Source organism: Azospirillum brasilense, from assembly GCF_001315015.1.
Classification (GTDB): domain Bacteria; phylum Pseudomonadota; class Alphaproteobacteria; order Azospirillales; family Azospirillaceae; genus Azospirillum; species Azospirillum brasilense.
Genome location: NZ_CP012914.1, coordinates 2,401,077 through 2,424,192 on the forward strand (window position 1 = coordinate 2,401,077; position 23,116 = coordinate 2,424,192).

The 23,116-nt window shown below is 68.7% G+C and carries 25 protein-coding genes; 5 read left to right on the forward strand and 20 right to left on the reverse strand.

Annotated features, from left to right (window positions below):
• Positions 1 to 134: 134 nt before the first annotated feature.
• Both AMK58_RS11110 and AMK58_RS11115 read right to left on the reverse strand, forming a co-directional pair.
• On the reverse strand, positions 135 to 899 hold the full coding sequence (locus AMK58_RS11110) for an alpha/beta fold hydrolase (RefSeq protein ID WP_035671825.1): 765 nt from the start codon (positions 897 to 899) through the stop codon (positions 135 to 137).
• A 42-nt stretch (positions 900 to 941) separates the two neighbouring features.
• A complete protein-coding gene (locus AMK58_RS11115) occupies positions 942 to 1,823 on the reverse strand; it encodes a fumarylacetoacetate hydrolase family protein (RefSeq protein ID WP_035671828.1) in 882 nt (293 codons plus the stop codon).
• Between the two features lie 244 nt (positions 1,824 to 2,067).
• Between AMK58_RS11115 and AMK58_RS11120 the strand changes: the two genes are divergently transcribed.
• Together AMK58_RS11120 and AMK58_RS11125 are read left to right on the forward strand one after the other, a co-directional pair.
• Positions 2,068 to 2,775: a FadR/GntR family transcriptional regulator gene (locus AMK58_RS11120; protein ID WP_035671831.1), complete on the forward strand. Its 708-nt coding sequence runs from the start codon at positions 2,068 to 2,070 to the stop codon at positions 2,773 to 2,775.
• A gap of 190 nt (positions 2,776 to 2,965) precedes the next feature.
• Entirely contained in the window at positions 2,966 to 3,991 is a 1,026-nt protein-coding gene (locus AMK58_RS11125; RefSeq protein ID WP_035671834.1) for an aldo/keto reductase, read from the forward strand.
• Between the two features lie 515 nt (positions 3,992 to 4,506).
• Here the strand turns inward: AMK58_RS11125 and AMK58_RS11130 are convergent.
• Entirely contained in the window at positions 4,507 to 5,307 is an 801-nt protein-coding gene (locus AMK58_RS11130; protein WP_155903406.1) for a YajG family lipoprotein, read from the reverse strand.
• Positions 5,308 to 5,362: 55 nt separating this feature from the next.
• Here AMK58_RS11130 and AMK58_RS11135 point away from each other — a divergent pair, with 55 nt between their 5' ends.
• The 3 genes from AMK58_RS11135 (at position 5,363) to AMK58_RS11145 (ending at position 9,075) form a co-directional block, all read left to right on the forward strand.
• The gene (locus AMK58_RS11135) at positions 5,363 to 5,668 is read left to right on the forward strand and encodes a hypothetical protein (protein WP_147394555.1); all 306 of its coding nucleotides are present in this window, start codon (positions 5,363 to 5,365) and stop codon (positions 5,666 to 5,668) included.
• Positions 5,669 to 5,744: 76 nt separating this feature from the next.
• Positions 5,745 to 7,418, forward strand: a complete 1,674-nt coding sequence (locus AMK58_RS11140; protein WP_035671842.1) for a glycosyltransferase family 2 protein — start codon at positions 5,745 to 5,747, stop codon at positions 7,416 to 7,418.
• A gap of 139 nt (positions 7,419 to 7,557) precedes the next feature.
• The gene (locus AMK58_RS11145) at positions 7,558 to 9,075 is read left to right on the forward strand and encodes a phytoene desaturase family protein (protein ID WP_059398895.1); all 1,518 of its coding nucleotides are present in this window, start codon (positions 7,558 to 7,560) and stop codon (positions 9,073 to 9,075) included.
• Positions 9,076 to 9,085: 10 nt separating this feature from the next.
• Here AMK58_RS11145 and AMK58_RS11150 read toward each other — a convergent pair whose 3' ends face one another.
• The 17 genes from AMK58_RS11150 to AMK58_RS11230 form a co-directional block, all read right to left on the reverse strand.
• On the reverse strand, positions 9,086 to 10,309 hold the full coding sequence (locus tag AMK58_RS11150; RefSeq protein ID WP_035671846.1) for a beta-ketoacyl-ACP synthase: 1,224 nt from the start codon (positions 10,307 to 10,309) through the stop codon (positions 9,086 to 9,088).
• Complete coding sequence (locus AMK58_RS11155) at positions 10,309 to 11,034, reverse strand: 3-ketoacyl-ACP reductase FabG2 (protein ID WP_035671851.1); 726 nt, start codon at positions 11,032 to 11,034, stop codon at positions 10,309 to 10,311. Before AMK58_RS11155 ends, AMK58_RS11150 begins: the two co-directional genes overlap by 1 nt.
• Positions 11,031 to 11,507 (reverse strand): hotdog family protein, encoded by a 477-nt coding sequence (locus AMK58_RS11160; protein WP_035671854.1) that lies wholly within the window; start codon positions 11,505 to 11,507, stop codon positions 11,031 to 11,033. The genes AMK58_RS11155 and AMK58_RS11160 overlap by 4 nt, the downstream gene beginning before the upstream one ends.
• Positions 11,504 to 12,715 (reverse strand): beta-ketoacyl-[acyl-carrier-protein] synthase family protein, encoded by a 1,212-nt coding sequence (locus AMK58_RS11165; RefSeq protein WP_035671857.1) that lies wholly within the window; start codon positions 12,713 to 12,715, stop codon positions 11,504 to 11,506. The genes AMK58_RS11160 and AMK58_RS11165 overlap by 4 nt, the downstream gene beginning before the upstream one ends.
• Positions 12,712 to 13,314 (reverse strand): DUF3261 domain-containing protein, encoded by a 603-nt coding sequence (locus AMK58_RS11170; protein ID WP_035671860.1) that lies wholly within the window; start codon positions 13,312 to 13,314, stop codon positions 12,712 to 12,714. Before AMK58_RS11170 ends, AMK58_RS11165 begins: the two co-directional genes overlap by 4 nt.
• Positions 13,315 to 13,363: 49 nt before the next feature.
• A complete protein-coding gene (locus AMK58_RS11175) occupies positions 13,364 to 15,700 on the reverse strand; it encodes an MMPL family transporter (protein ID WP_059398897.1) in 2,337 nt (778 codons plus the stop codon).
• Positions 15,697 to 16,311, reverse strand: a complete 615-nt coding sequence (locus tag AMK58_RS11180; protein WP_035671865.1) for a LolA family protein — start codon at positions 16,309 to 16,311, stop codon at positions 15,697 to 15,699. Before AMK58_RS11180 ends, AMK58_RS11175 begins: the two co-directional genes overlap by 4 nt.
• Positions 16,311 to 16,718 carry an acyl-CoA thioesterase gene (locus AMK58_RS11185; RefSeq protein ID WP_035671868.1) on the reverse strand — a complete coding sequence of 136 codons (408 nt, stop codon included), beginning with the start codon at positions 16,716 to 16,718 and terminating at the stop codon, positions 16,311 to 16,313. Before AMK58_RS11185 ends, AMK58_RS11180 begins: the two co-directional genes overlap by 1 nt.
• Positions 16,715 to 18,406 (reverse strand): ApeI family dehydratase, encoded by a 1,692-nt coding sequence (locus AMK58_RS11190; RefSeq protein WP_059398898.1) that lies wholly within the window; start codon positions 18,404 to 18,406, stop codon positions 16,715 to 16,717. Before AMK58_RS11190 ends, AMK58_RS11185 begins: the two co-directional genes overlap by 4 nt.
• On the reverse strand, positions 18,403 to 18,984 hold the full coding sequence (locus AMK58_RS11195; protein ID WP_035671748.1) for a COG4648 family protein: 582 nt from the start codon (positions 18,982 to 18,984) through the stop codon (positions 18,403 to 18,405). Before AMK58_RS11195 ends, AMK58_RS11190 begins: the two co-directional genes overlap by 4 nt.
• Positions 18,965 to 19,213 (reverse strand): acyl carrier protein, encoded by a 249-nt coding sequence (locus AMK58_RS11200; RefSeq protein ID WP_104675341.1) that lies wholly within the window; start codon positions 19,211 to 19,213, stop codon positions 18,965 to 18,967. The genes AMK58_RS11195 and AMK58_RS11200 overlap by 20 nt, the downstream gene beginning before the upstream one ends.
• Positions 19,214 to 19,218: 5 nt before the next feature.
• Positions 19,219 to 19,479, reverse strand: coding sequence for a phosphopantetheine-binding protein (locus AMK58_RS11205; RefSeq protein WP_014239598.1), 261 nt, complete (start codon positions 19,477 to 19,479; stop codon positions 19,219 to 19,221).
• Positions 19,466 to 20,248 (reverse strand): lysophospholipid acyltransferase family protein, encoded by a 783-nt coding sequence (locus AMK58_RS11210; protein WP_035671771.1) that lies wholly within the window; start codon positions 20,246 to 20,248, stop codon positions 19,466 to 19,468. The genes AMK58_RS11205 and AMK58_RS11210 overlap by 14 nt, the downstream gene beginning before the upstream one ends.
• Positions 20,238 to 20,969, reverse strand: a complete 732-nt coding sequence (locus tag AMK58_RS11215; RefSeq protein WP_059398899.1) for a beta-ketoacyl synthase chain length factor — start codon at positions 20,967 to 20,969, stop codon at positions 20,238 to 20,240. The genes AMK58_RS11210 and AMK58_RS11215 overlap by 11 nt, the downstream gene beginning before the upstream one ends.
• Before the next feature lie 14 nt (positions 20,970 to 20,983).
• Positions 20,984 to 21,391 carry a hypothetical protein gene (locus AMK58_RS11220; protein WP_035671746.1) on the reverse strand — a complete coding sequence of 136 codons (408 nt, stop codon included), beginning with the start codon at positions 21,389 to 21,391 and terminating at the stop codon, positions 20,984 to 20,986.
• 79 nt (positions 21,392 to 21,470) lie between these two features.
• Entirely contained in the window at positions 21,471 to 22,574 is a 1,104-nt protein-coding gene (locus AMK58_RS11225) for an alpha/beta fold hydrolase (RefSeq protein WP_051140111.1), read from the reverse strand.
• Between the two features lie 66 nt (positions 22,575 to 22,640).
• Positions 22,641 to 23,087, reverse strand: a complete 447-nt coding sequence (locus AMK58_RS11230; RefSeq protein ID WP_236778113.1) for an excinuclease ABC subunit A — start codon at positions 23,085 to 23,087, stop codon at positions 22,641 to 22,643.
• Positions 23,088 to 23,116: the final 29 nt, after the last annotated feature.

A 23,116-nucleotide genomic window follows, 5' to 3' on the forward strand; every position in this document is an offset into this window, starting at 1 on the left:
ATGCCGGTTTGCCGGCTTATTGTCTCGTTCGTGCTTTGGATGGGCTTTGCCGGGACCGTGGCTCCGCCATCCGAACGACACCGCCGTTTCCGTGATGGGCACGCGTCACGGCGGTGCGCTTTACCGCAAGCTGCTCAGGTGACGGAGAACAGGAAGTTGACCAGCGCTTCGTTGACCGCCGCCGGACGCTCGAACGTCGTCCAATGGCCACAGCGATCGAGAATGCGCAGGTTCGATCCCGGGATCTTCGACGCCAGGGCCCGCACGGCCGGGGGTGGCGCCGTGCCGTCCTCGTCGCCCGTGATGAGCAGCGTCGGGCAGGCGATCCGCGCCACGTCGGCGGGCTCGGCGGCGGCCAAGGCCTCGCAGGTGCGGGCATAGCCTTCCGGGTCCTGGCGCATCAGGATCTCGCGCACGAACGCCGCCACTTCCGGCCGGTGGGCCTTGGTGTCGGCCGAGGTGCCGCCCTGAACGACCGCATCGGCGATGCCCACCATGCCTTCGGCGCGCGCCTTGGCGGCACGGTCGCGCAGAGCCGGACGGGCGGCCTCGGGCGGCGCGTGAAGCGGCCCGATCAACGACAGGCTGCGCACCCGCTCCGGCTGACGGACGGCGAGATGCTGGCACACGACGGTGCCGAGCGAATGGCCGACCACATGGGCGCGTTCGATGCCGCGGCTGTCGAGGACCGCCACGACCGCATCGACGAAGCCGGAAATCGACACGTCGCCGGTGATGGCGCTTCGCCCGGAACCGGGAAGGTCGAAGCGCACGCATTGGAAGAACCGCGACAACGCGCCGACCTGCGGGGTGAACACGTTGGAGGTGCCGCCCAGGCCATGAACCAGGATCACGGGGTCACCCGCGCCGTGAACCTCGACAGCCAGATGCTGTGCCATAAGGTGTTTCCCTTGTTGCCGTTGCAGAATGGCCGCCCGTGCTCAGTCGAGCAGGTTGCTGAGCCGGCCGAGCCCGTCGATCTCGACCGTCACACGGTCGCCTGGCTTCAGGAACTTCGGCGGGTTGAAGCCGATGCCGACCCCGGCCGGCGTGCCGGTGGCGATGATGTCGCCGGGGTAGAGCGTGATTCCGGCCGACAGGGTCTCGATCATGGTCGGAATGTCGAAGATCAGATCGCGCGTGTTGGCGTTCTGGCGCAGTTCGTCGTTCACCCAGCAGCGCAGCCCCAGGTTGGCCGCGTCGACCTCGTCGGCCGTCGCCAGCCAGGGACCCATCGGGCAGAAGGTGTCGAAGCTCTTGCCCAGGAACCACTGCTTATGACGCGACTGCCAGTCACGCGCCGTCATGTCGTTGATGATGACGTAGCCGAAGACATGGTCGTAGGCGTCGGCCTTGGTGATCCCGCGGCCGCCCTTGCCGATGACCACGCCCAGTTCGGCCTCATAGTCGAGGCTGTCGCTGACCCCGTGCGGATAACGGATTGGATCACCATTGGCGATCACCGTCTCGGGCGGCTTCGTGAAGAAGATCGGCGCTTCCGGGATTGCGTCGGCCGCCACCTTCGACCCGGCGTCGAAACCGCTGCGGGTAAACTCGTGGGCGTGGTCGTGGTAGTTCTTGCCGACGCAGAAAATGTTGCGGTCAGGGCGCGGGATCGGCGCGTCGACACGGACATCGGCCAGCGGAATCCCCACAGAGCCGAGCGTCATTTCGCCCTTGGCCGCGTCGTGACGGCGGATGAGATCGAGCATGTCACGGACCGGCCCGCCAAGAACGGATTCGATCGGCCAAACCCGCTGCGTGTCCGGATCGATCACCCCGACCTTGCGGCGTCCATCATGTTGGAAGGTGACGAATTTCATGCGCTGCCTCCGCTGATCCAATTATGAGCCATTATCGGGTCCAATGCGGCGCCGTCAGCGCCATCAGTGATCCAATATGACGATCACGGCTCATAATTGGTCAAGAAGAAAATGCGTCTGGCCCATTTTTTCTAAGCCGGTTGCCAGAACCCGTGCGCCGACAACCCTAAAATTGAGATTGCACGGTGGCAATGGACGCGCCATATTGGATGAAGAATGGAGCAAAAATGCCGGTGGAACGAGTATGGACGCGCTGAATCTCAGGGATCGGGCTGCTTCCGGAGCGAGCGCGGTTGTTGCGTTGATCGAACAAGGCATCGCTGACGGAACCTGGGGTCCGGGCACCAAGCTGCCGACCGAGCGTGAGTTGGAGAAGCGCTTCAACGTTTCCCGCAACACGCTGCGCAAGAGCCTTCGCGTGCTTGAGGAGCAAGGTAAGATCGTCCGCCATGTGGGTCGCGGCTCGTTCGTCACGTCGGAGGCGACGGTGAAGAGCATGGCCGAAAACCAAAGCCTGACCAGCCGCATCATCGGCGCCAGCCCGGCGGAAGTCATGGAACTGCGCCTGATGGTCGAGCCGCAGGCGGCTGAACTGGCCGCTGGGCGGGCCACCGCGGCGGATCTCCACCGGATGGAGGAATGCCTGGCCCATGCCGAGCGCGCCCAGGACATTCCGGAGTTCGAGCACTGGGACGGCATGCTGCACGTGGCGATCATCGGAGCGGCCAAGAACGGCTTGCTGTCCGACGTTTACGACGCGATCAACGCCATCCGGAACCAGCCGGAATGGGCGCGGCTCAAGGTGCGCAGCCTCACGCCGGCGCGGCGCGCCGTCTATGAGGACCAGCACCGGCGCATCGTCGGCGCGCTCAAGGACCGTGACGGGGATCAGGCCCGTGCCGCCCTACAGGAGCATCTGCTGCAGGTCCGCACCAATCTTTTGGGAGGCTGATGCGGGATCGCACCGGGTTTTCCGGAAACATCTCAATGGCGTGTGGTTTGCGCGGAACGATCGTCTCACCAAATGCGGGAATCGGACTCCGTCATCGTCTCGGCACGCCATGTCCATGGCAACTTGCATCACCCGCAGCCGGGACGACAGGCTGAGCCGGCCAACACAGCACAACGGGAAGGTGGCAAGGATGAACTACCGCAAGCTCGGCCGCAGTGGCGTGAAGGTGTCGCCGCTGTGCCTTGGCGCCATGATGTTCGGCGGTCCCACCGACGAGCCGACGGCGGTGCGCATCATCGCCCATGCCGCGGAGGCCGGCATCAACTTCATCGACACCGCCGACGTCTACAACGAAGGCCGGTCGGAGGAAATCGTCGGCCGCGCCGTGCGGAGCGACCGCGAGCGCTGGGTGGTGGCGACCAAGCTCGGCAACCCCACGGGACCCGGCCCGAACCAGCGCGGCCTCTCGCGGCGCCGGCTGAACGTGGCGTGCGACGCGAGCCTTCGGCGCCTGGGCACGGATTGGATTGACCTTTACTACCTGCACCGCGAGGACCCCGACACGCCGCTGGAGGAGACGGTCGCTGCGCTGGGCGACCTGATCCGCAGCGGCAAGATCCGCGCGTTCGGCGTGTCGAACTTCCGGTCCTGGCGCATCGCCGAGATCTGCCGCCTGTGCGACCGCCTGGGCATTGACCGGCCGGTGGCCTGCCAGCCCTACTACAACGCCCTCAACCGCATGCCCGAGGTCGAGATCCTGCCCGCCTGCGGCCACTACGGCTTGGGCGTCGTCCCTTACAGCCCGCTCGCCCGCGGTGTGCTCACCGGCAAATATCTCCCAGGTGATGAACCGTCCGCGGACACCCGCGCCGGCCGCAAGGACCGGCGGATGATGAACACGGAATGGCGCCCGGAAAGCCTGGAGATCGCCCAGGAGATCAAGAGCCATGCCGAATCGCGCGGGATCACGCCGGGGCAATTCGCCGTCGCCTGGGTGCTCAACAATCGCTTCGTGACCGCTCCGATCGCCGGGCCGCGCACGGAAGAGCAATGGCGCGCCTACCTCGGGGCGCTGGATTACGCCTTCACCGCAGAGGACGAGGCGTTGATCGACCGGCTGGTGACGACTGGACATCCATCGTCTCCAGGCTACAACGACCCTGCCTACCCCATCGAGGGTCGCCCCGCGCGCACCACCTCACCGCCTGCACCATAGGCCTCGCCAAAGAACGGTCCCCCATCCCCATACCGACCGTTGCAGAGCAATCCATTGCCATTGCAGCGGTCGATAGGGAGCGAAAGTCGCGGACAGTCGGTCTCTGAATTGAACCATCCAACAGCGGCCCCCTTGGACGTTGACGCATAAAGCGAAGACCTAGTCCGGGCGGCCAGAACCGTCTCCAGAGCGGCGCTGCCCCAATTGCGGCTGGCGATGAAGTTGTGGAGTTGGTTGTCGTCGTTTTCCCAGTCTCGCACCTCCAACATGGACGCCTTCGGCCGAAATAAACATACGCCTGTATTTCTTTGGCCCGTTTTTCGACAAACCCACTCTCTCAAATCACTGCGTGCAACAAAAAATCTTGGTGGATGCGCGTCCCAGACCAGATCATCCCCCGGAACCAAACGATTCCAGGGGGCCGTCTTTTATAAAGATGAAAGCCTGTGTTGTTGAAGAACAGTCAGCTGCCTGAGGCCACGCCATTCATAATGGCGGCCATATTCCAAAATCATTCAGCGTGCTCTGACAACGGTGAGGAAGGCGGGGTTGTCGATGGCTTGGTCAATGGCCGCCTGCATGCTGTCGTTGGCCAGTTTGCTCAGTTCCTCAACCGAACCGAAGACACCAGTTATGAACGGGTTTCCCGCACCCTCACGGTTGTCTTCCACGACTTTGCTGTAGACCGGTTGGCCCGTGCCCTTCTCCAACACCGTTACACGGAACCGCGCATGCGCCTCCTTGCGGATAAGCTGACTACAATCGAGCTTCTCAACCGTAATGTCCAGGCCGTAGCCGCCGCCATCGGTCGAGGCGAGAAGGCCGCGCGCGTTGAGAGCATCCTCAAAAGCCTTGTGCACCACGTCCTTGACCGGGCCTGACGCTTCGATGGTCTTCAAGGCGTTGCCATAGCCGCCGCGGATCGCGCCCAGATGCTTGCCGGTGTACTTGCGCGCATCGGTGACGGCGAGCACTTCGACGTTCGGCTTCGCCAATGGTGGTCTTTGCACGGCGGCGGGGTCGTAGGTCATCGGGACCTGATGCGTCGAGCATGCGCCCAGCAAACTTGCCGCCATTAGCGCACACAGCGCAACCTTTCGCATTCCAATTTCCCCTTCGGTTCGCGAGGCGGTCTCCTCATGCGCATCCATGAACAGAAAAACCACCGAGGCGAGCATACCCATGGGTGCGGAAAAGGGGAACTGAAAATGGAAGTCAGGCCATTGACTGCAACCATTGAAATGGGAAGTATGCCGTCCTCGCGTGACATCGAAAAAGGACCGGCTTGTGCGCAACATCCTGGCGGCTGCCGCCATTCTCTTTCTGGCCGCCTGCCAGACACGGCCGATCACGACAACCCAGGAACACGCTGTGCCCCCTGGGGCGCAGGCGCTGCCGTTGAACGCCATCGAACTCGCCATCGTCGAGGCCGGTGCCAGGCGCGGTTGGCGTTTCCAGCACATTGCGGATGGGCAGGTCCGCGCCACCTACACCAAGTGGCCGTGGGTGGCCGAGGCCGATGTGCTGTTCTCGAACCGGAGCTACCGCATCCAGTACGTCAGCGCCAAGAACATGGAGCGCAGCAACGACGGGGTGGAGCGGGCTTACAACCGCTGGGTCGGCAATCTCGAACGCGACATTGCGGCCAGGCTGGACCAGATCGCCACTCGCCGCTGAGTTCGGTCGCTTGACCTTGCTCCCGCAACAGGGGTAGGAGGTCGCTTCTCTGACCGGCAAGCCTCATGGAGACGGCATGAGCATCCGGACCTGCGCCATCATCCCCAGCCACAACCACCATACGGCGCTCGGCGGAATCGTCGCGGCGCTGCGGGGGCATGGGCTGGAGGTCATCCTGATCGATGACGGCAGCGGCGAGCCGGCCCGCACCGCCATCGCGGCGCTGCACGCCCCTGCGGACGGGGTCGAGGTCCTGCGGCTGGAGGTGAACCGGGGCAAGGGCGGCGCCGTCATGGCCGGACTTCGGCACGCTCACGAGCGCGGTTTCACCCACGCGGTGCAGGTGGACGCCGACGGGCAGCATGATCTTGCGGCCGTTGCCGACCTCCTGTCCACCGCGGCGGCGCATCCCGACGCGCTGGTCAGCGGCCGGCCGGTCTATGACCACTCCGTCCCCCGCTCGCGGCTGATCGCGCGCTGGGCCACCCATGTGTGGATTTGGGTGGAGACGCTGTCGCTGCGGGTGAAGGACAGCATGTGCGGCTTCCGCGTCTACCCGCTGGCCCCCACCATGGCGGTGCTGGACAGCGAGCGGATCGGCACCCGCATGGACTTCGACCCGGAGATCGTCGTCCGCCTGTTCTGGCGCGGCGTTCCGCTGATCCACATCCCCGTGCGGGTCGTCTATCCCGAGGGAAACACCTCCAACTTCAATCTCCTGCGGGACAATGTGCTGCTGACGCGCATGCACACGCGCCTCGTGCTGACCATGCTGCGGCGCCTGCCCTCGGTGCTGCGCAACCGCCCGCCAGGAAGAGGAGCCGACGCGCACTGGTCGACCGTGGGGGAGCGGGGCGCCTGGTGGGGCATGAGGCTGGTGACGCTGGTCTACCGGCTGCTCGGCCGGCCGGGCTGCATCGCGCTCCTGTGGCCGGTGGTCAGCTACTTCTATGCGACCAACGCAGCGGGGCGGCGGCATTCGCTGGATTTCCTGGCGCAGGCCAACGCGGCGAAAAGCCTTCCCGCCCCTTCCTGGAGGGACGGGCTGCGTCATCACATGAGCTTCGCCGTCAAGGCGCTCGACACCTTCATCGCCTGGGCCGCCCCGGAGCGCACCGGCCCCATCGCCGTTGACGGGGCGGAGGCGCTGAGCCGTCTCGCCGCGGAGGGGCGGGGGGCGCTGCTGATCGTTTCGCACCTGGGCAACGCGGAGTTGTCGCGGGCCCGCCTGGGGACCCGGTTCGAGAAGGACGTCAACGTGCTGCTGCACACGCGGCACGCCGTTCGCTACAACAGGTTGATCCGCTCCGTCCGTCCCGACGCCGCGGACCACACCATACAGGTCACCGACATCGGCCCGCAGACCGCCATCGATCTCAAGGAGAGGGTGGAGCGCGGCGAGTGGATCGCCATCGCCGGGGACCGCACGCCGGTGGAGTTCAACGGCCGGGTCAGCCGGGTTCCGTTCCTCGGCCGGGACGCCGCCTTCTCGCAGGGACCCTACGTGCTGGCGGCGTTGATGGGCTGCCCGGTCTACCTCCTGTTCTGCCTGCGCGAGGGACAGGGCCACCGCGTCACCTTCGAGCCCTTTGCCGAGCGCATCGAATTGCCGCGGCGCGGGAAGGACGACGCGCTGGCCGCGCTCGCCGCACGCTACGCGCAGCGGCTGGAACACCATTGCTTGCGCGACCCACTGCAATGGTACAACTTCTTCGACTTCTGGGCCGACCCGAAGGCCGGACCGCGGTGAGGCCTCTCCACGCAATGATACAGCCTGGGATCGCATCGCGTGGGACGACGCGTATAGAGCGTGCGCCCCTCGTCCTGCACCGGCCGGCTTTCCGTCCATGACGCATCGTCCCTCGTCCGTTCAGTCCTCGGCGTGGCCGATGCCGACGTTCGGCGGTTGGCCGGCCGGGGACCATGAGCATCATGCGGTGGTGGTCGGCGCCGGGATCGGCGGGTTGTCCGCGGCGGCGACCCTGGCGGCGCGCGGACTGAAGGTGCTGGTGGTGGAAGCGCACGACCGGCCGGGAGGCTACTGCTCGTCCTGGCTGCGCAAGGTCCGCGGCCGGGACGGTTCGGTGGGGCGCTACGTCTTCGACGCCGGGGTGCAGGATTTCAGCGGGCTGGGCCCGCGCGGCCCGCTGCGGCGGCTGCTGGACGGCCTGGGTGTGGCGCAGCGCATGGATTGGCGCCGGGTCCGCCACCGCTATGTGCAGGACGGACTGTGCCTGGATGTGCCGGACCAGCCGGCGGATCTGGTGACGCGCCTCCAGGCGCTGTTCCCGCAAGAGGCTCCGGGGATTGCCGCCTTCTTCGCGGAGATGGGGCGCGTCTACGCCGATCTCTACGCCGATGTGGACGAGACCGGCGGCGTGCCGATGCCGCCCGCCACGCTGGAGGAGATGCGGTCCTGGACCGCCCGCCGGCCCGATGCGTGGCGTTGGATGCACCGTCCCTACGCCGAGATGCTGGACGCCCATCTGCGCGACCCAAGGCTGAAGGACCTGCTGACCACCATCAGCGAGTACGTCACCGACCGCCCCGAGCTGCTGCCCGTGCGTGAGATGGCCCCGCTGTTCGGCTACTATCTGGAAGGCGGCTGGTACCCGGCCGGCGGCTCTCAGCGGCTGGCGGAGCTGCTGTGCGCGGTGGTGCGGGAGCGGGGCGGCGCTGTCCATCTGCGCACCCGCGCCGAACGCATCCTGATCGAGGACGGCCGGGCCGTCGGCATCGCCACCGGCGACGGAACGGTGCACCGGGCGCCGCTGGTGCTGGCCAACTCCGACGTGGTCGGCACGTTGACGCGGCTGGTGGACCCGGCGCTGCTGCCCAGGCGCTACGCCCAGCGGGTGAAGGGTCTGAAGCGCGGCCCCACAGCGGTGCTGGTCAGCCTCGCCGTGGAGGGCGTTCCGGACCTGCCGGCCCGCGTGTTCGTCGGGGCGGACGGCCTGCATTTCGGCATCGGCAACCCGAGCGCGGTCGATCCATCCCTGGCCCCCGAGGGCCACGCCGCCGTCACCATGCTCTGCCTGCGGCCCGAACCAGAGGCCGCCGAATGGTTCGCCGCCGGAAAGGCCGCCAACCGCCAGCGCAAGGAAGCCTTCGCCGACCGTCTGGTCACCGCGGCGGAGAGCGTGCTTCCCGGGCTGCGGGAGCGCATCCTCTACCGCCAGACGGCCAGCCCGACGACCTTCACCCGCTACGCGCTCGCCGACAATGGCGCCATCTACGGCGCCGCCCGCGGTCAATGGTGCCCGCCGAACAAGACGCCGCTGCCGGGGCTCATGCTGGTCGGCGCCGGCTGCCAAAGCGGTCCCGGCGTCGAGGCGGTGGTGATCTCCGGCGTGAGCGCGGCGAACTTGGCGACGGGGATCCCGGCGGAGGCCGAGGCGGCGGAGTAGGCTTGCCCGCCTACCCGCGCCGGAACACCAGCGACGTGTTGATGCCGCCGAAGGCGAAGTTGTTGGACATCAGGAATTCGGTGTCGATCCGCCGGCCCTCGCCCATGATGTAGTCCAGCTCGGCGCAGCGTTCGTCCACATTGTCCAGGTTGGCGGTGGGGGCGAACCAGCCCTCGCGCATCATTTCGATGCTCAGCCACGCCTCCAGGGCGCCGCAGGCGCCCAATGAATGGCCGAAATAGCTTTTCAGGGAATGGATGGGCGCGCGCGGGCCGAAGACGGCGTGGGTCGCGGCGGTCTCGGCGATGTCGCCCCATTCGGTGGCCGTGCCGTGGCCGTTGACGAATCCGATGGCGTCCGCCGACACCCCGGCGTCCTCCAGGGCTAGGCGCAGGGCGATCTCCATGGTCCCGGCCTGCGGCTGGGTGACGTGGTTGCCGTCGGAGTTGCAGGCGAAGCCGACGATCTCCGCGTGGATGTTGGCGCCGCGGGCAAGGGCGCGCTCGCGTTCCTCCAGGACCAGGGTGGTGGCGCCTTCGCCGATCACCAGCCCGTCGCGGTCGCGGTCGTAAGGGCGGGGGCTGGTGTGCGGGCGGTCGTTGCGGGTGGAGGTGGCGAACAGCGTGTCGAACACCGCCGATTCGGTCACGTCCAGCTCCTCGGCGCCGCCGGCGATCATGGCGTCGGCCTTGCCCCACTTGATCGCCTCGTAGGCGTAGCCGATGGCTTGGCTGCCGGAGGTGCAGGCGCTGCTGGTCGGGATGATGCGGCCGGTCACGCCGTAGTACAGCCCGATGTTCACTGCCGCCGTGTGGCTCATCATCTGGATGTAGCTGGTGGCGTTGAGCGTCTTCGACGCGCCCTGGGTCATCAGCTCGGCGAAGGCGATCACCGGGGCGGGGCTGCCGAACGACGATCCGTAGGCGATGCCCACGCGCCCGCCGCGGACGAACGGGTCGTTCAGCAGGGCCGCGTCGTTCAGCGCCTTCTCGGTGGCGTAGACCGCCATCCGGGAAACCGGCCCCATGGTCCGCGTCTTCTTGCGCGGGTAGCGGTCGTCCACTGAGAAGCCGGTCACCGGGGCGGCGAGGCGCGTGTTGATCCCGTGGAAACGGTCCCACTCCGCCATGGTGCGGACGGCGGTCTCGCCCTTCGCCATGCGGGCGCGGATGGTCGGCCAGTCCTCGCCCAGCGCGCTCACCCCGCCCATGCCCGTGACGACAACCCTGCGCATCACACCATACCCCCGTTCACCGCGATCACCTGCCGCGTCACATACGCCGCCCCGTCGGAGCACAGGAAGGACACCACCGACGCCACCTCCTCCGGCTGACCGGCCCGCCGCATGGGGACCAGCTTCAAGGCTTCCTCCATGGGCAGCCCGTCGGTCATCTGCGTCTCGATGATGCCGGGGGCCACGCAATTCACCGTGATGTTCCGCTTGGCCAGTTCGATCGCCAGCGCCTTGGTGGCGCCGATGATGCCGGCCTTGGCGGCGCTGTAGTTGACCTGCCCGCGGTTGCCGATCAGCCCCGACACCGACGACAGCGTCACGATCCGTCCGCCCCTGCGGGCCGAAACCATCGGCATCACCAGCGGCTTCAGCACGTTGTAGAAGCCGTCGAGGTTGGTGTTGAGGACTGAATCCCAATCGTCGTCCGCCATGGCCGGGAAGGCGGCGTCGCGGGCGATGCCGGCGTTCAGGACGGCGCCCCAGTAAGGGCCGTGCGCCTCCATGTCGGCCTCCAGCGCGGCGCGGGTGGCGGCGCGGTCGGCGATGTCGAAAGCGAGCAGCCGGCCCTCGCCGCCGGCCTTGCGGACGTCGGCCAGCGTCGCCTCGCCGCCGGCCGCGTCGCGGCCGTAATGCACCACCACCGCGAAGCCATCGGCGGCCAGCCGTTCCGCGACCGCGCGGCCGATGCCCTTGCTGGCGCCGGTGACCAGGATCGTCTTCTTCATGGTTTGACCTGTACCCCTTGACTGGCGAGCAGCGCGACCGTGTCCTCGGGCTGGTAGACGGTGAGCTGCGCCTTCGCCAGCTCCTCCCCGGTGCCCGCGCGCGTCACCACACAATCGAAAGACCCGATGTTCTCATCCCGGAAGACCGGCGCCACCGACACCTCCAGCCGCTCGCCGATGGCGAACCAGGGAACGGAGGCGCGGAAGTCGCGCGTGCCCAGCAGCAGCCCGAGACGGACGTCGCCGCCGGCCTCCCTGGCCTCGGCCCCGACCTGAGCGCCGCAGGTCTGCGCCATCCACTCCACGGCAACATGGGCCGGGGCGCCCCGCCCCGTCACCACGAAGGGCGCCCCTTCCCGCACGGTCAGCGCCGACACGAAGCGGCCGTCCACCCGTCCGACCGCCTCGTCCAGCAGGATCATCGGCCGCGCGTGCGGCAGCAGATCCTCGATGGGCCACGGACACGCGCTCATCGCCATTCCCCCCGGCCCAGCACCAGGGCCACGTTGCTGCCGCCGAACGCGAAGGAGTTGCTGAGCATCGCCGCCGGCCCGGCGGGAAGCCCGCCGGAGAAGGTGGCGCCGGGGCCGATCAGGTTCAGCGGCGGGATCTCCGGGTCGGGCGCACCGTCCCACAGGTGTGGGGGCAGCCGGCCGTCCGGGTTGTGGGCCGGATTCAGCGCCAGCCAGAGGAACGCCGCCTCGCAGGCCCCGGCGGCGCCCAGCGTGTGGCCGGTCATCGCCTTGGTGGAACTGCACGGGGTCGCGTCGCCGAACAGCGCGTGCACCGCCTTGCCCTCCATGGAATCGTTCAGCGCCGTCGCGGTGCCGTGCAGGTTGACGTAGGCGATGTCCGACGGCGTCAGCCCGGCGTCGTCCAGCGCCGCCCGCATGGCGGCGAGGGCGCCATGGCCCTCCGGGTCGGGGGCGCTGACATGGTGTGCGTCGGAGCTTTCGCCCACGCCCAGCAGCCGCACCGGGGCGTCCTCCGCGGTCAGCAGGAAGACCGCCGCCGCCTCGCCGATGTTGATGCCGTCGCGATTGGCGCTGAAGGGATTGCAGAGGCCCGCCGACACCGCCTCCAATGCGCTGAAGCCGCCGAGCGTGGTGCCGCACAGCGTGTCGGACCCACCGACGACAGCGGCGTCGCACAGCCCGGCGCGGATCAGCCGCCGGGCGGATGCGAACACCTTGCCGCTGGAGGAGCAGGCCGTCGCCACCGTGTAGGCCGGCCCCGGCAGGTCGAGCGCGCGCGCCGCAAATTCCGCTGGCCCGCCGGTGGCGAGCTGGTCGTAATGGAACGGACCCGTCCACGCGCCGTCGCGGCGCATGGCCGCGAAGCCGGCCTCCGCCTCGGCCATGCCCGAGGTGCTGGTGCCGATGATCACGGCGATCCGGTGCCGGCCGTGGCGCGCGGCCGCCGTTTCGACGGCGTCGCGGATCTGCTCCAGGGCCAGCAGCAGCAGGCGGTTGTTGCGGCAGTCGTAGGTCTCCAGCCCCGCCGGCACCGGCGGCAGCAGCGCGTCCACCGAACCCACATGCACGGCGCGGCCGGGGACGAAGCCGGAGTGCGGGCGCAGGCCGTCGCGGGTGCCGGCAAACAAGGCGTCGGCGACCGCGCCCGCCCCGGTTCCGACGGGGGTGGTGAGGCCCAGGGCGGCAAGTCCGAGCGGACGGCTCATGGCGCCGCCGCCGTGGATGCCGCCATGGACTGCACCTCGATCTCGTAGCCCCAGGCGAGGTTGGCGTAGCGCAGCGTGCCGGTCCACGGCGCGCCGTCGGCCCAGCTGCGTTCGGCGTGCAGCACCTCCTTGCCGCCGATGCGCACACTGCGCCGGTGCGCATCGGCGCTCAGCGTGCCGCCCGCGGGGGCAAGCGCTTGCCGCACGATCGCTTCGGGCCAGTACAGCACGACGATGTCGGCCAGCATGCTGCCCGGCCGCAGGGCCGGAGGCAGCCAGGGGGCCGTCTCCACCTCCAGCCCGGCATCGCTCCAGGTGACGGTCATGGCGCGGCGGCCCAAGCTGTCCACCCCGACCAGCAGGAAACGCTCCGGCGTGACGCTGATCCGGCCCTCGAAGACGAAGGTCTGGCCGTCGCGGCTGGCGGTGATGAGCTGCGCCGCCTCGACGTTCTGCCCGAGATCGGACGGGCGCGGCAGGGCCAGCGGCTCGCCGGGGGCAAGCAGCGGCGTGCTTGGGTTCGCCGGGCCGCCGCCGGGCACGGAGGCGCACGCTCCGAGCAGGAACAGGAGCGCGACCCACCCCTTATGCATGGTCATGACGTGTGGCGATTTCCCAGAAGCGAATCTGACGTAAAGCATACACCAATCAGAGTAGCCGCGCATTGTTTGTGGCTTCATTGTGGCGTGTGCCGCGCGCGGCCAGCGGTGCGAAAAGAAAGGCAATCGAGATTCCGACCAGCATGGTCACGCCGAAGCTGTGCACCGCCGGAACGGCGCTGAAGGCCAGAAGCCCGAAGGACAGCAGGGTCGTCAGCGTCGCCAGCCACACCGCCAGCATGGTCACCGGCTGCTGCTCCACGCCGCTCTCCGCGCAGAAGACGGCGTAGTCCACGCCGATGGACAGGATCAGCACCAGTGCCATGGCATGGAAGAAAGTGAAGTCCTGGCCCATCAGCCCGACCGCCGCCGGCGCCAGGATGAGCGCCGCCGCGGGTGGCAGCAGCGCCCACAGCCCTCCTCGCCAGCCGTAGCGCCACATCAGCACGGGCAGCATCAGCAACCCCGCCAGCCCGGTCAGCAGCAGCGCCCGGTGCCGGTACTTGGCGAGCAACGCCGAGAAGTCCGCCGTCGGATTCACCAGCCGGACGCCGGCCGTGCCGGCCACCGCGGCGCGCACGGCGTCCGGATCGCTCAGCCCCTGCAAGGCCACCACGTGCAGTCCCGGCCCGAGCACGAGCTCGCGCAGGAACGGCACGCTGTCCGAGGCCAGCGCATCTCCCAAAGTCAGCACCCCCTCCGGTGCCTTGCTGTTCGGCCCCTTATCATTCGGATCGGCCGGCGGCAGGCCGAGGCTGGCGCGCTGCGCCGCCAGCAGCGGAGCGTCGAGCGCCGTGGCGACCAGCGCACGGTTTTCGCGCTGCGTCCGGGCGGACGGCACGAAGGCGGCCGGCATCTGGTAGCCGGCGATGCTTCCCTTCGCCTTCAACCCGGCCAGCGTGGCGGCGAGATCCTCCTGCCGCCGCAGCGCCGCCTCGTCGTCCGCGGCCTGCACCAGCAGGAACTGCGCGGCGGTGGTGGCGCCGATCAGCCGTTGGATCTCGTCCTGCTCGTGCCTCAGCTCTGCCGAGACCGCCTGCAACCGCCGGACGTCGTCGTCCGCCGACAGCCGCGCCAGCCCGACCGCTCCGGCCAGCACGCAGCCCAGCACAAGAACGAGGCGCACGCCACGCCAGCGCCGCGCCTCCCAGAAGCTCCACAGGCCCGCCGCGGCGCGCAGCATCAAGGCGCCGTGCGTCAGCCGCCGCGCCCGGTCGAGCGACGGCAGCCACAGCACCACCGTCAGGAAGGCGCCCACCAGCCCGATGATCGAGAAGGCGGCGATCTGCCGGAGCCCCGGAAAGGGCGCCAGCATCAGCGCCGCGTAGCCGATCAACGTGGTGACCAGCCCCAGCGCGATGCCTGGCAGCACATGGCGCAGCCGGTCGCTCGGACTTCCCGACAAGGGGTCGAACAGGCTGGCGCTGTAATGCAGACTGTAGTCCACGGCCACCCCGATCAGGCTGGACCCGAACAGCAGCGCCGCCACATGCAGCTCGCCGAACAGCAGCAGGCTGCCGCTCAGCCCGACCGTCATCCCGACGCCCAGGGCCAGCAGATTGTGCAGCAGCGGCCCCGGCCGGCGGAACGCCAGCCCCACCAGCAGCATGGTGCCGACCAGCGACAGCGTGCCGAGCGTGGACGCCTCGGTGATCGCGGTCCTGGAGCCGGCGTGCGCGAAGAACACGGCGCCCAGCCGCTTCACCGCGACGCCCGGCATGTCCCGAACGGCGTCGTCGAAGGCGCCGACCAGCCGGTCCTGCAAATCCAGCTCGAACGGTTCGCCGGCGAGCACGGCGCTGACCAGCACCCAGGTCGTGCCGTCCTCGGTAACGCTGAGCATGCCCTCGTCGGGGGTGAGGCGCGACAGCGGGAAAGGCAGGTTGGTGAGGAAGGAGGGCAGCAGAAGGAACGGGTCGGTGCGCAGCAGTCCGGCGTCCACGAGCCCGGCGAAGCCGAACGCTTGGGACAGCGCGCGGGTGGCGACCTCCTCCCCCTTGCCGGCCGTCAGGAGCGCCCGGTCGCCATCGCTGAGCAGGCTTTGGCGATGGGGGAAGTAGAGAGCCCCCAGCCGCTTCAGCCGGTCGACGTCGATGCCCTCGCCGATCCGTTCCACCTGCCCCGTGGCCAGAAGGGCGTCGCCAAGCGTCGTCGCCGCCTTGCGGGCGGTCTCGCGGTCGGCGTGCCCGACCAGCGCCAGCACCCGGCGACCCAGCGCCTTGGTCACCGCGTCGTTGGCGCGCTGCAGGACGGGGTCCTGCTCCTCGCGCGGCAGCAGGGCCAGCAGATCGGTGCGGAAGCCCAGCCCGTCGTGAAGGCGCAGCGCGAGATAGCCGCTGGCCAGCAGGACGAGCGCGAGCCAGAGCAGCGCCCCCAGACGTCTCACGGGCGCGCCGCCGAAGCCAGCAGCGCCGCCTCGTCCGCTGTGGGCGGCTCCGCCTTCAGGACTTGGTCGCGGAAGGTCAGGCGGTCGCGGTCGCCGTCGGGCTTGACGATGTCCACCTCGTCCACGAACCGCCCGCCGCGCACGTCGATGGCGCGGATCGGCATGGTCGGGTCGTCGGCCCGGCGCGGCGTCAGGTGGAGGGTCCAGGCGTCGGCGCCACCTCCACGCTCCACCGCGAACATGTCCTCCAGCGCCTTCCAGTCTCCGGTCAGCGCGCCGCCCAGCATGGTGTAGAGCTTCGACATGAAGGGCAGGCGCGCGGCGGGCAGGCGCATGGTCTCGTTGCCCTTCACCTCCTGCACGAGACCGGCGGGGCTCATGACGGTGGTGACGGCGAAGGGGGTTTCGGTGCGCCAGATCAGCCCGCGGCCGGGCGCCAGGGCGAAGCGGCCCTCGCTCTTCAGCGGTGCCTGGAAGCCCTTGAGGAAACGCTCCTGCACGAAGGCGCCGCGCAGCACCTGCCCCTCGCTCAACGTCTCGGCGGCCCGCGTCTCGGCAACAAGGGCCGGGAAGGCGGCCAGAAGCGTCAGGAGAAAAACGACGACGCGCATCACAGCAGAGCCCTCACCTTGTCCGTGAACACCGCGGGGCATTCGAAGCACAGCTCCGCCCCGTCCTCCTTCACCGCGAGTTGCACGGTGCGCGCCTTGGTCAGCAAGTCGCCGCTCGGCTCGTCGTGGATGCGGTAGTCGATGCGGATGCGGTTCTCGTACTCGACCAGCGTGGCCGTGATCCGGATCGATTGGCCGAAGCGGATCGGCCGCACGTACTTCACATGGAGGTCGACGATGGGGAACACGTATCCCGACGACGCCATCTCCGGATAGTTGTAGCCGATGCGGTCGAGCAGCGCGCAGCGCGCCTGTTCCAGATACCGGGCGTAGTTGCCGTGCCAGACCACCTGCATGGGGTCCAGGTCGTAGAACTGCGCGCGGGTGCTGACCTCTGCCGAAATCATGGGGCGATCCCCTCCACGCCGATGGAGCCGGAGGACAGCGTCTCGTCCCCGCAGCGGTATTCGAAGGTCAGGCGGCGCCGTGCCGGGGCGTGGCGCAACGCCAGCGTCACCATCGTGTCCGGGACGGTGACGCGCCGAAACTTCACCTGGAGCGACTGCGCCACCTCGATTCCGAGCCCGAGATGCGTGTTGGCGAACGTCACCGCCCAATCGATCTGCGCCACGCCCGGCACGATCGGCATGCCGGGGAAATGACCATCGAGCTGCGCAAGGTCGCCGGGAATGAAGAGGTCCAGTTCGACCCCGTCGGCAAGCGGCCGGACGGCGCGGACGTCGGGGGCGGTCGGCCGATGTGTGGCGATCTCAGATAGGGCGATCTCAGGCAGGGCGCTCTCCTCGAACAGGGCGGCGATGTCGGCATGCCGACGCTTGCCCAGCGCGCCATCCGGCAAACGGCTCACGAAACGCCAGCGGCGCGGCAGGCCGGCGGGCTCCTGAACGGCGGACAATTCCCGCCGCAGCAGGCGGCCGAAGCGGAAGGCGCCGAGGTCCGCCAGGCGCGCCGCGCCCTCGGCGCTCGGCACCACGACGGCGCAGAGCTGCTCCAGCATCAGAGCGGCGGCGTCGGCCACCAGGGGGGACCGGCGCAGCTGCGCCTCCACCTCGGGCAGGCTGACGCGCTTGCCCTCCACCTTCGCGATCCGGTCGGCGCGCCCAAGAACACGGAATCCGCCGTCCTCGGTCATTTCCACGAGGTCGGAGCCGACATGCTCCCCCCCCTCGACATGCGTCGCGCCGACCCGCAGGCGACCGTCCGGGGTGCGTCCGGCGACGACGCCGGGCAGCGGGCGCCAGGATGGATCACCGGCTTCGCGGCGGCGGTGGGCGATGGCTCCGGTTTCGGTGCTGCCGAAGATCTCGGTGACCGGCGTGCCGAAGATCGCCGCCGCCTCGCGCGCCGCCGGTTCCGGGAGCGGGGCTCCGGCCGACAGCACCAGCGCCGGACGCCGCGACGGCGGCAGCGGCGCGATGCCCGCCAGCCGGGTCAGGTGCGCCGGGCTGGTGACCAGCACGGACCCCGCGTCGAGCGCGGCCAGAGCCGTCTCCCACAGCTCGTGCATGGCGCTGGCGAAAGGGCGGCCGGTGACCAGCGGCCACAGCAGGCGGAAGTTCAGACCGTAGACGTGCTGGTGGGGGACCGTGGCGTGCACGCGAGCGCTTGGCCCGGCGAGCCGTCCGAGCACGGACTCGGTCGCCAGCGCGTCGGCCTCCAGCATGCCGAGGGTGCGAACCACTCGCTTCGGCTCGCCGGTCGAGCCGGAGGTGAAGAAGGTCAACGGCGTCCCGGGGTCGAGCGGGGCCAACGCCATCCCCTCGCCACCCGGCCCCAGGTTACCGCCGAGATCGCCGCCGACCGGCACGGCCCCATCCGCGGTCAGGGCGGCCAGCGTTCCCGGCTGGGCGTTGGGCGGTATCGTCACCTCGGCCCCGGCGTGCAGCAGCGCCAACAACCCCACCGCGCCCCAATAACCGTCCGGCGCGACCAGAAGCCCGCGCCGGCACCCCTTCAGCCGTGCCGCGTTGCCGGCCACGTCGGCGCGGAAGCGGGCGAAGGTGACGTCGTCGGCAACCGGCGCGTCGTCCGGCCGCCCCACGGCGAGCAGACGGGAGAGCGGAATGGCGGTCATGCTCCGGCGTGCCTCCGGCGCATGGAGCGGCGGATCAGGACTTCGCCGCCGAACAACAGGCCCATGACGATGTAGGCGATGAGCCCGGTCCACAGCGCCCACGCCTCGTCGCTCCCCCACAGGGCCAGCGCTCCGGCGACGGCGGCGTTCGCCACCAGCCAGACGGTCCACACCACGGTGACGGTGCGGCAGTAGGCCTGACCCGCCGGCGGCAGGTCGGGCTCCTGAAGACGGGCGAACCGCTCGACGAGGCTTGGCGGGCGCAGCAGCGAGGCGCCGAAGACCGCCGCGGTGCCGAGGCTGAGCGCGACCGGATAGGCCTTGGCCGCCAGCGCGCCATCGAGCGCGGCGAGCACGCCGACCAGGACCGCCGCCGCCGCCAGCGGCAGGCGCCAGACCCGCGCCGCAGGCGAGGAGCAGATGGCGAAGCGCGCGCCGATCAGCGCCAGGGCCACGGCCACGAAGGCCAGCGGCGGGACCAAAGCCCGCCCGCCGTAGACCAGCACGGGATAGAGAGCCCCGGCAACGACCAGAGCCGCGACGCCGAACGGGGGCAGCCTATTCCTGGAGGAGGGCATGCACGCGGTCGAGAACATCGCCGACCGTGCGGACGCTCTTGAACTCCTCGGGCTTGAACTTGCGGCCGGTCAGTTCCTGCAGCTTCACCACGAGATCGACCGCGTCGATGCTGTCGAGGTCGAGATCCTCGAACAGCCGCGCCTCGCGGGAAATCTTCTCGGGCGGCACTTCGAACATGTCTTCGAGATAGCTTTGGAGGCGCGCGTAAATTTCATCCGGCGTCAGCATGGCCCTTACTCCGCACGCTGGGATTGAATGAAGCGGGCAAGGGAGCGCACGTTGGCGAAGTGCTGCTTCACGTCGTCGGTCACGGATTCGATCTTGATGCCGTAAGCCTTGCGCAGCGCGACGCCCAATTCCAATGCGTCGATGGAATCGAGGCCCAGCCCGTCGTTGAAGAGCGGTTCCTCGCTGTCAATCTCTTCTGGGGCAATGTCTTCCAGCTTGAGCGCGTCAACAATCAAGGTCTTCAACTCACGTTCAAGCTTTTCCATCGGCCAACCGTTCCGCAAAATAATCTTCCAGGCTGCGCACCAGCTTTCTGGCCGCCAGCGAGCGGTACTGATAGCCGAGCAACCCCGTAACGTCCAGACGATCCCCTACCATGACGCGAAAAATCGGGCGGCGCGGCGGGATCATCCACCATTTTTCGCCCTTAATGAGCGTGGGCGGATCGCAGGTTATCGTGACCGGTTGCACCTCGGCTTCCAGCAGGGTCGCCAAATTGGCGAAGCCGCGACGGAAGCGGACCGGCTCGCCGGGGACGGTGCGCGTGCCTTCGGGGAAGATGATGAGCCCGTCCCCAGCCTCCAACGCGGCGCGGCAGGCGTCGAGCAGCGCCTCCGGGTCGAGGTCGTTGCGGATGTAGCCGGCGCCGCGCACCATGCCGCCCAGCCAGCGGCTCTCCCACAACTCCTTCTTCACGATGCACTGGGCGCGCGGCATCAGCGCCATCAGAAGCACCACGTCGAGCAGCGAGGGGTGGTTCGCCACCACCAGCTTGCCACGCCCGTCGCGCAGGCGTTCGGCGCCCTCGACCTTCAGGTCGATGACGCGCAGCACGCGCAGCATCCGGATGTAGAAGCGGAAAATGAGATGGACAAGGTGTTGGCAACGCTGGCGCCGCACCGCGCCCGCCGGGCTGGTCAACGCCACCAGCGGAAAAACGGTGGGCGCCAGGATCGCGCCGCCGCCGAACAGGAAGGCGAAGGCGAAGCCGGTGGCCGCGCGCCGCCACAGACGGTCCAGAAACCTAGTCAGCACGGCGCCATACCCAGTCGATCCGCGCCCCGTGCGAGGCCGCCTGGGGCGCTCCCGACAGAAGGAAGCGCAGGAAATCCAGGGCCGTGGACTCCGCAGGCGGCTCGCCGGTCGCTGGCGCGCACCGCAGTGCAAGCCCTTCGCCCTCTCCATCCGCGGGGCCGAGCGCCAGGGCAACCGCCAGCGGCAGGGCTTCGTCGGCTGCGGTGTGGAACGGCGCGTACTCGTCAGGCATCGGCGCGTCGGCGTAGAGCAACAGCACCGGCTCGGACGGAGTTTCGACCACGCTGGCGGCGGCCTCCAGGAGTCCGAAGCCGAAGCTGTCGGGACCGGCGGCCAGCGCCGTGTGGCCGCGGCGATTGCCGGTGTGGATGGACAGCAACCCGGCCAGACCGTGATGCACGGACAGGCTGAACTCGGCCGGCGACGGCAACTCGCCCTGCCGCAGCGAATCGATGATGCCGACGGTCCGCGCCAACTCCCCATGACCGGACGCGAGGACGTAACGCGCCGTGTGCGCCGCGTCGCCGCAGGCCAGCGCGGCGGCGATCAGCTTCTGCCCGATGGGCGAGGTGCGACGGCGCAGCATCATGGGAAGCGCCGGCGGCGGGGCATCGTCGGGCATGGCGGGCGCGCCCGCCCAGTCCCGCCACGCGGCCCGGGTGCTGCGGTCCGGTGCCCAGGCACACCAGCCGCGGATGGCGACACGCAGGGTTTCAGTCATGGTGCGGGCCGGACTCAGTGTTTGGCTTGGCGCAGGCGCCGTTCGATCTCGTCTTCCAACGCGCGCACCAACTTGTTGTAAGCGTGATGAACGGTTTCACCATGCTCCAGCAGGTTGGTCGTGGACACATGATCGATGGTGTAACTTTCATGCGAATAGCGGATTTCGACGACCGCCTCGTGGTCCTTCCACGCCTTCGTCGCCAAAATCTCACCGGGCGCCTTCCACTCCGCGGACCAGCCGCGGTCGATCGCCGCCTCCATGATCGTCCGCTGGAGCGCCGCGGCGGGCAGGTCGCGCGATGCCGCCGGGATGGGCTGATCGGTTACCCTGTAGATGGGTTGCCGACGGTTGCAGCCGCCGAGCACGGCGAGCGTTGCGAGAATTAGGAAAAGCGCGCGGATACCGGTCTTCAAAGTCATATCCTGCCGTTTCCGGACGCCATGTGGGGCGAGTGGGGACCCTATCATGGCAGGGTCACGTTGTGGATAGAGGCGTTCATCAATTTTGCGGTGCGGTGGCCGGCGTGGGCAGGCGGTTGCCGGTCTTGCCGTCGATGGCCGGCTTGGGAGGGCGTGGGGCCGCCGCTCGGGGCGGCGGGCAGCCGCGATGCGGTCTGGTCATCAGGGCCGGGCATGCCTGGGCACGCGCGTCGGCACCGCTTGGCAGGGCGCGCCGTGTGTCGGACACCCATGCGGCCACGTCCTGCGTCACCCGGTCGCCGTCCAGCGTGCGCATCAGCAGGTGCCGCCCTTTCGGATAGAGCGCGATGCGCGTGTCCGGCGGCAGAGACTTGGCCAATGCCGCCACCCCGTCGCGCGGCACATGCACATCCAGGTCGCCCAGCATCAGCAGCACCGGAACGTCCACCTTGCGCGCCTCGAAACGGGCGTCATGCATCAGGTCCACGATGCCGGCCAGGGTTTGGAAGCGCGTCCGATGGATGATCAGAGGGTCCTCGCGCATGCGCCGCAGAACCATGGGATCGTCGGTGGAGGGAGTGGCCACCCGAAGCGGCGGCACGGTCATGTCCGGCACCAGCGATCCGAGGATCATGGCCGCATCCAGCGTCACCGTCGCCCGAAAGCCGGTGCCCCAGACCGCCGGAGCGGACAGCACGATGCCGGACAACAGTCCCCGCTCCGCCCGCGCCGCCGCCAGAACGACGACCGCTCCTCCCATGCTTTCACCCAGCAGATAGACGGGCACGCCGGGATGGCGTTCGCGCGCCAGCCTGGACAGCGCGACGACGTCGTCGGCCATGCGTTCTCCGCCGTACCAGTGACCGCGCTCCATGGCCTTTCCGAAGCCGCGTTGGTCGATGGCGTAGGTCGCGATCCCCGCCCGCGCCCACAGCCGCGCCGGACGGTCGAACGCAAGCCCGTAATCGTTCATGCCGTGGACGGCGACGATCACCGCGCGCAACGCGCTCTCCGCCGGCCAGGTGTGAAGCGGTATCGGCGCGCCATCATTCGCGATCATCGCCCCGCCCGTCAGCACCGGAGTGGCGGTCACGGCCGGCGGTGGGGGCGGCGGATCGGCGGTGCAGGCGCCGGTCAGCGCCGCCGCTGCAAAGGCCGCCGCCAGCAACAGCCGACGCCGCATCGCTCGCTCCTCGTCTTTCGTATCCGTCCAGGCATCGCTGCGGCCGTAAGGCCCATGACGGCCGCTCTACTTGGCGCCCAGTTTGACCACGGTTCCCTTGAGCGCCACGCCAGCCATGATGCTGCCAGCGCCGCACATGTACTCTGTGCTGCTGACTGTTTCCGTGTTCTTGTAATTGCTTTTTATGTTGATCACGGCATCGCCGCCCTGTTTGCGGGCGCGTTCCTGAAGTTCCAGAACAGCGCTGAGGAAAACCCACTCGCAAGCTTCCCGGTCGGATTTGTTGAATGCGTTGGTCTTTTTGTTGGTCGCCCACTCGCCGAGGTTGGCAACTGTCTTGGGATGCTTTTGGTCGCCGAAATAGAGCCTTACGCCCCTGTCCAACTTACCTTGAGCTGCGGCTGTGCTGAGCGCGGCCTCCACCGGGAACATAAGACGCTCATCGCGGGCCAGTGCCGGAAAATTAGCAGTGACGATCATGACAGTCAGCGTCAATGCGGCGGTATGGTTCACGAATCCTCCCAGAGCAAGAGCTTTCCACA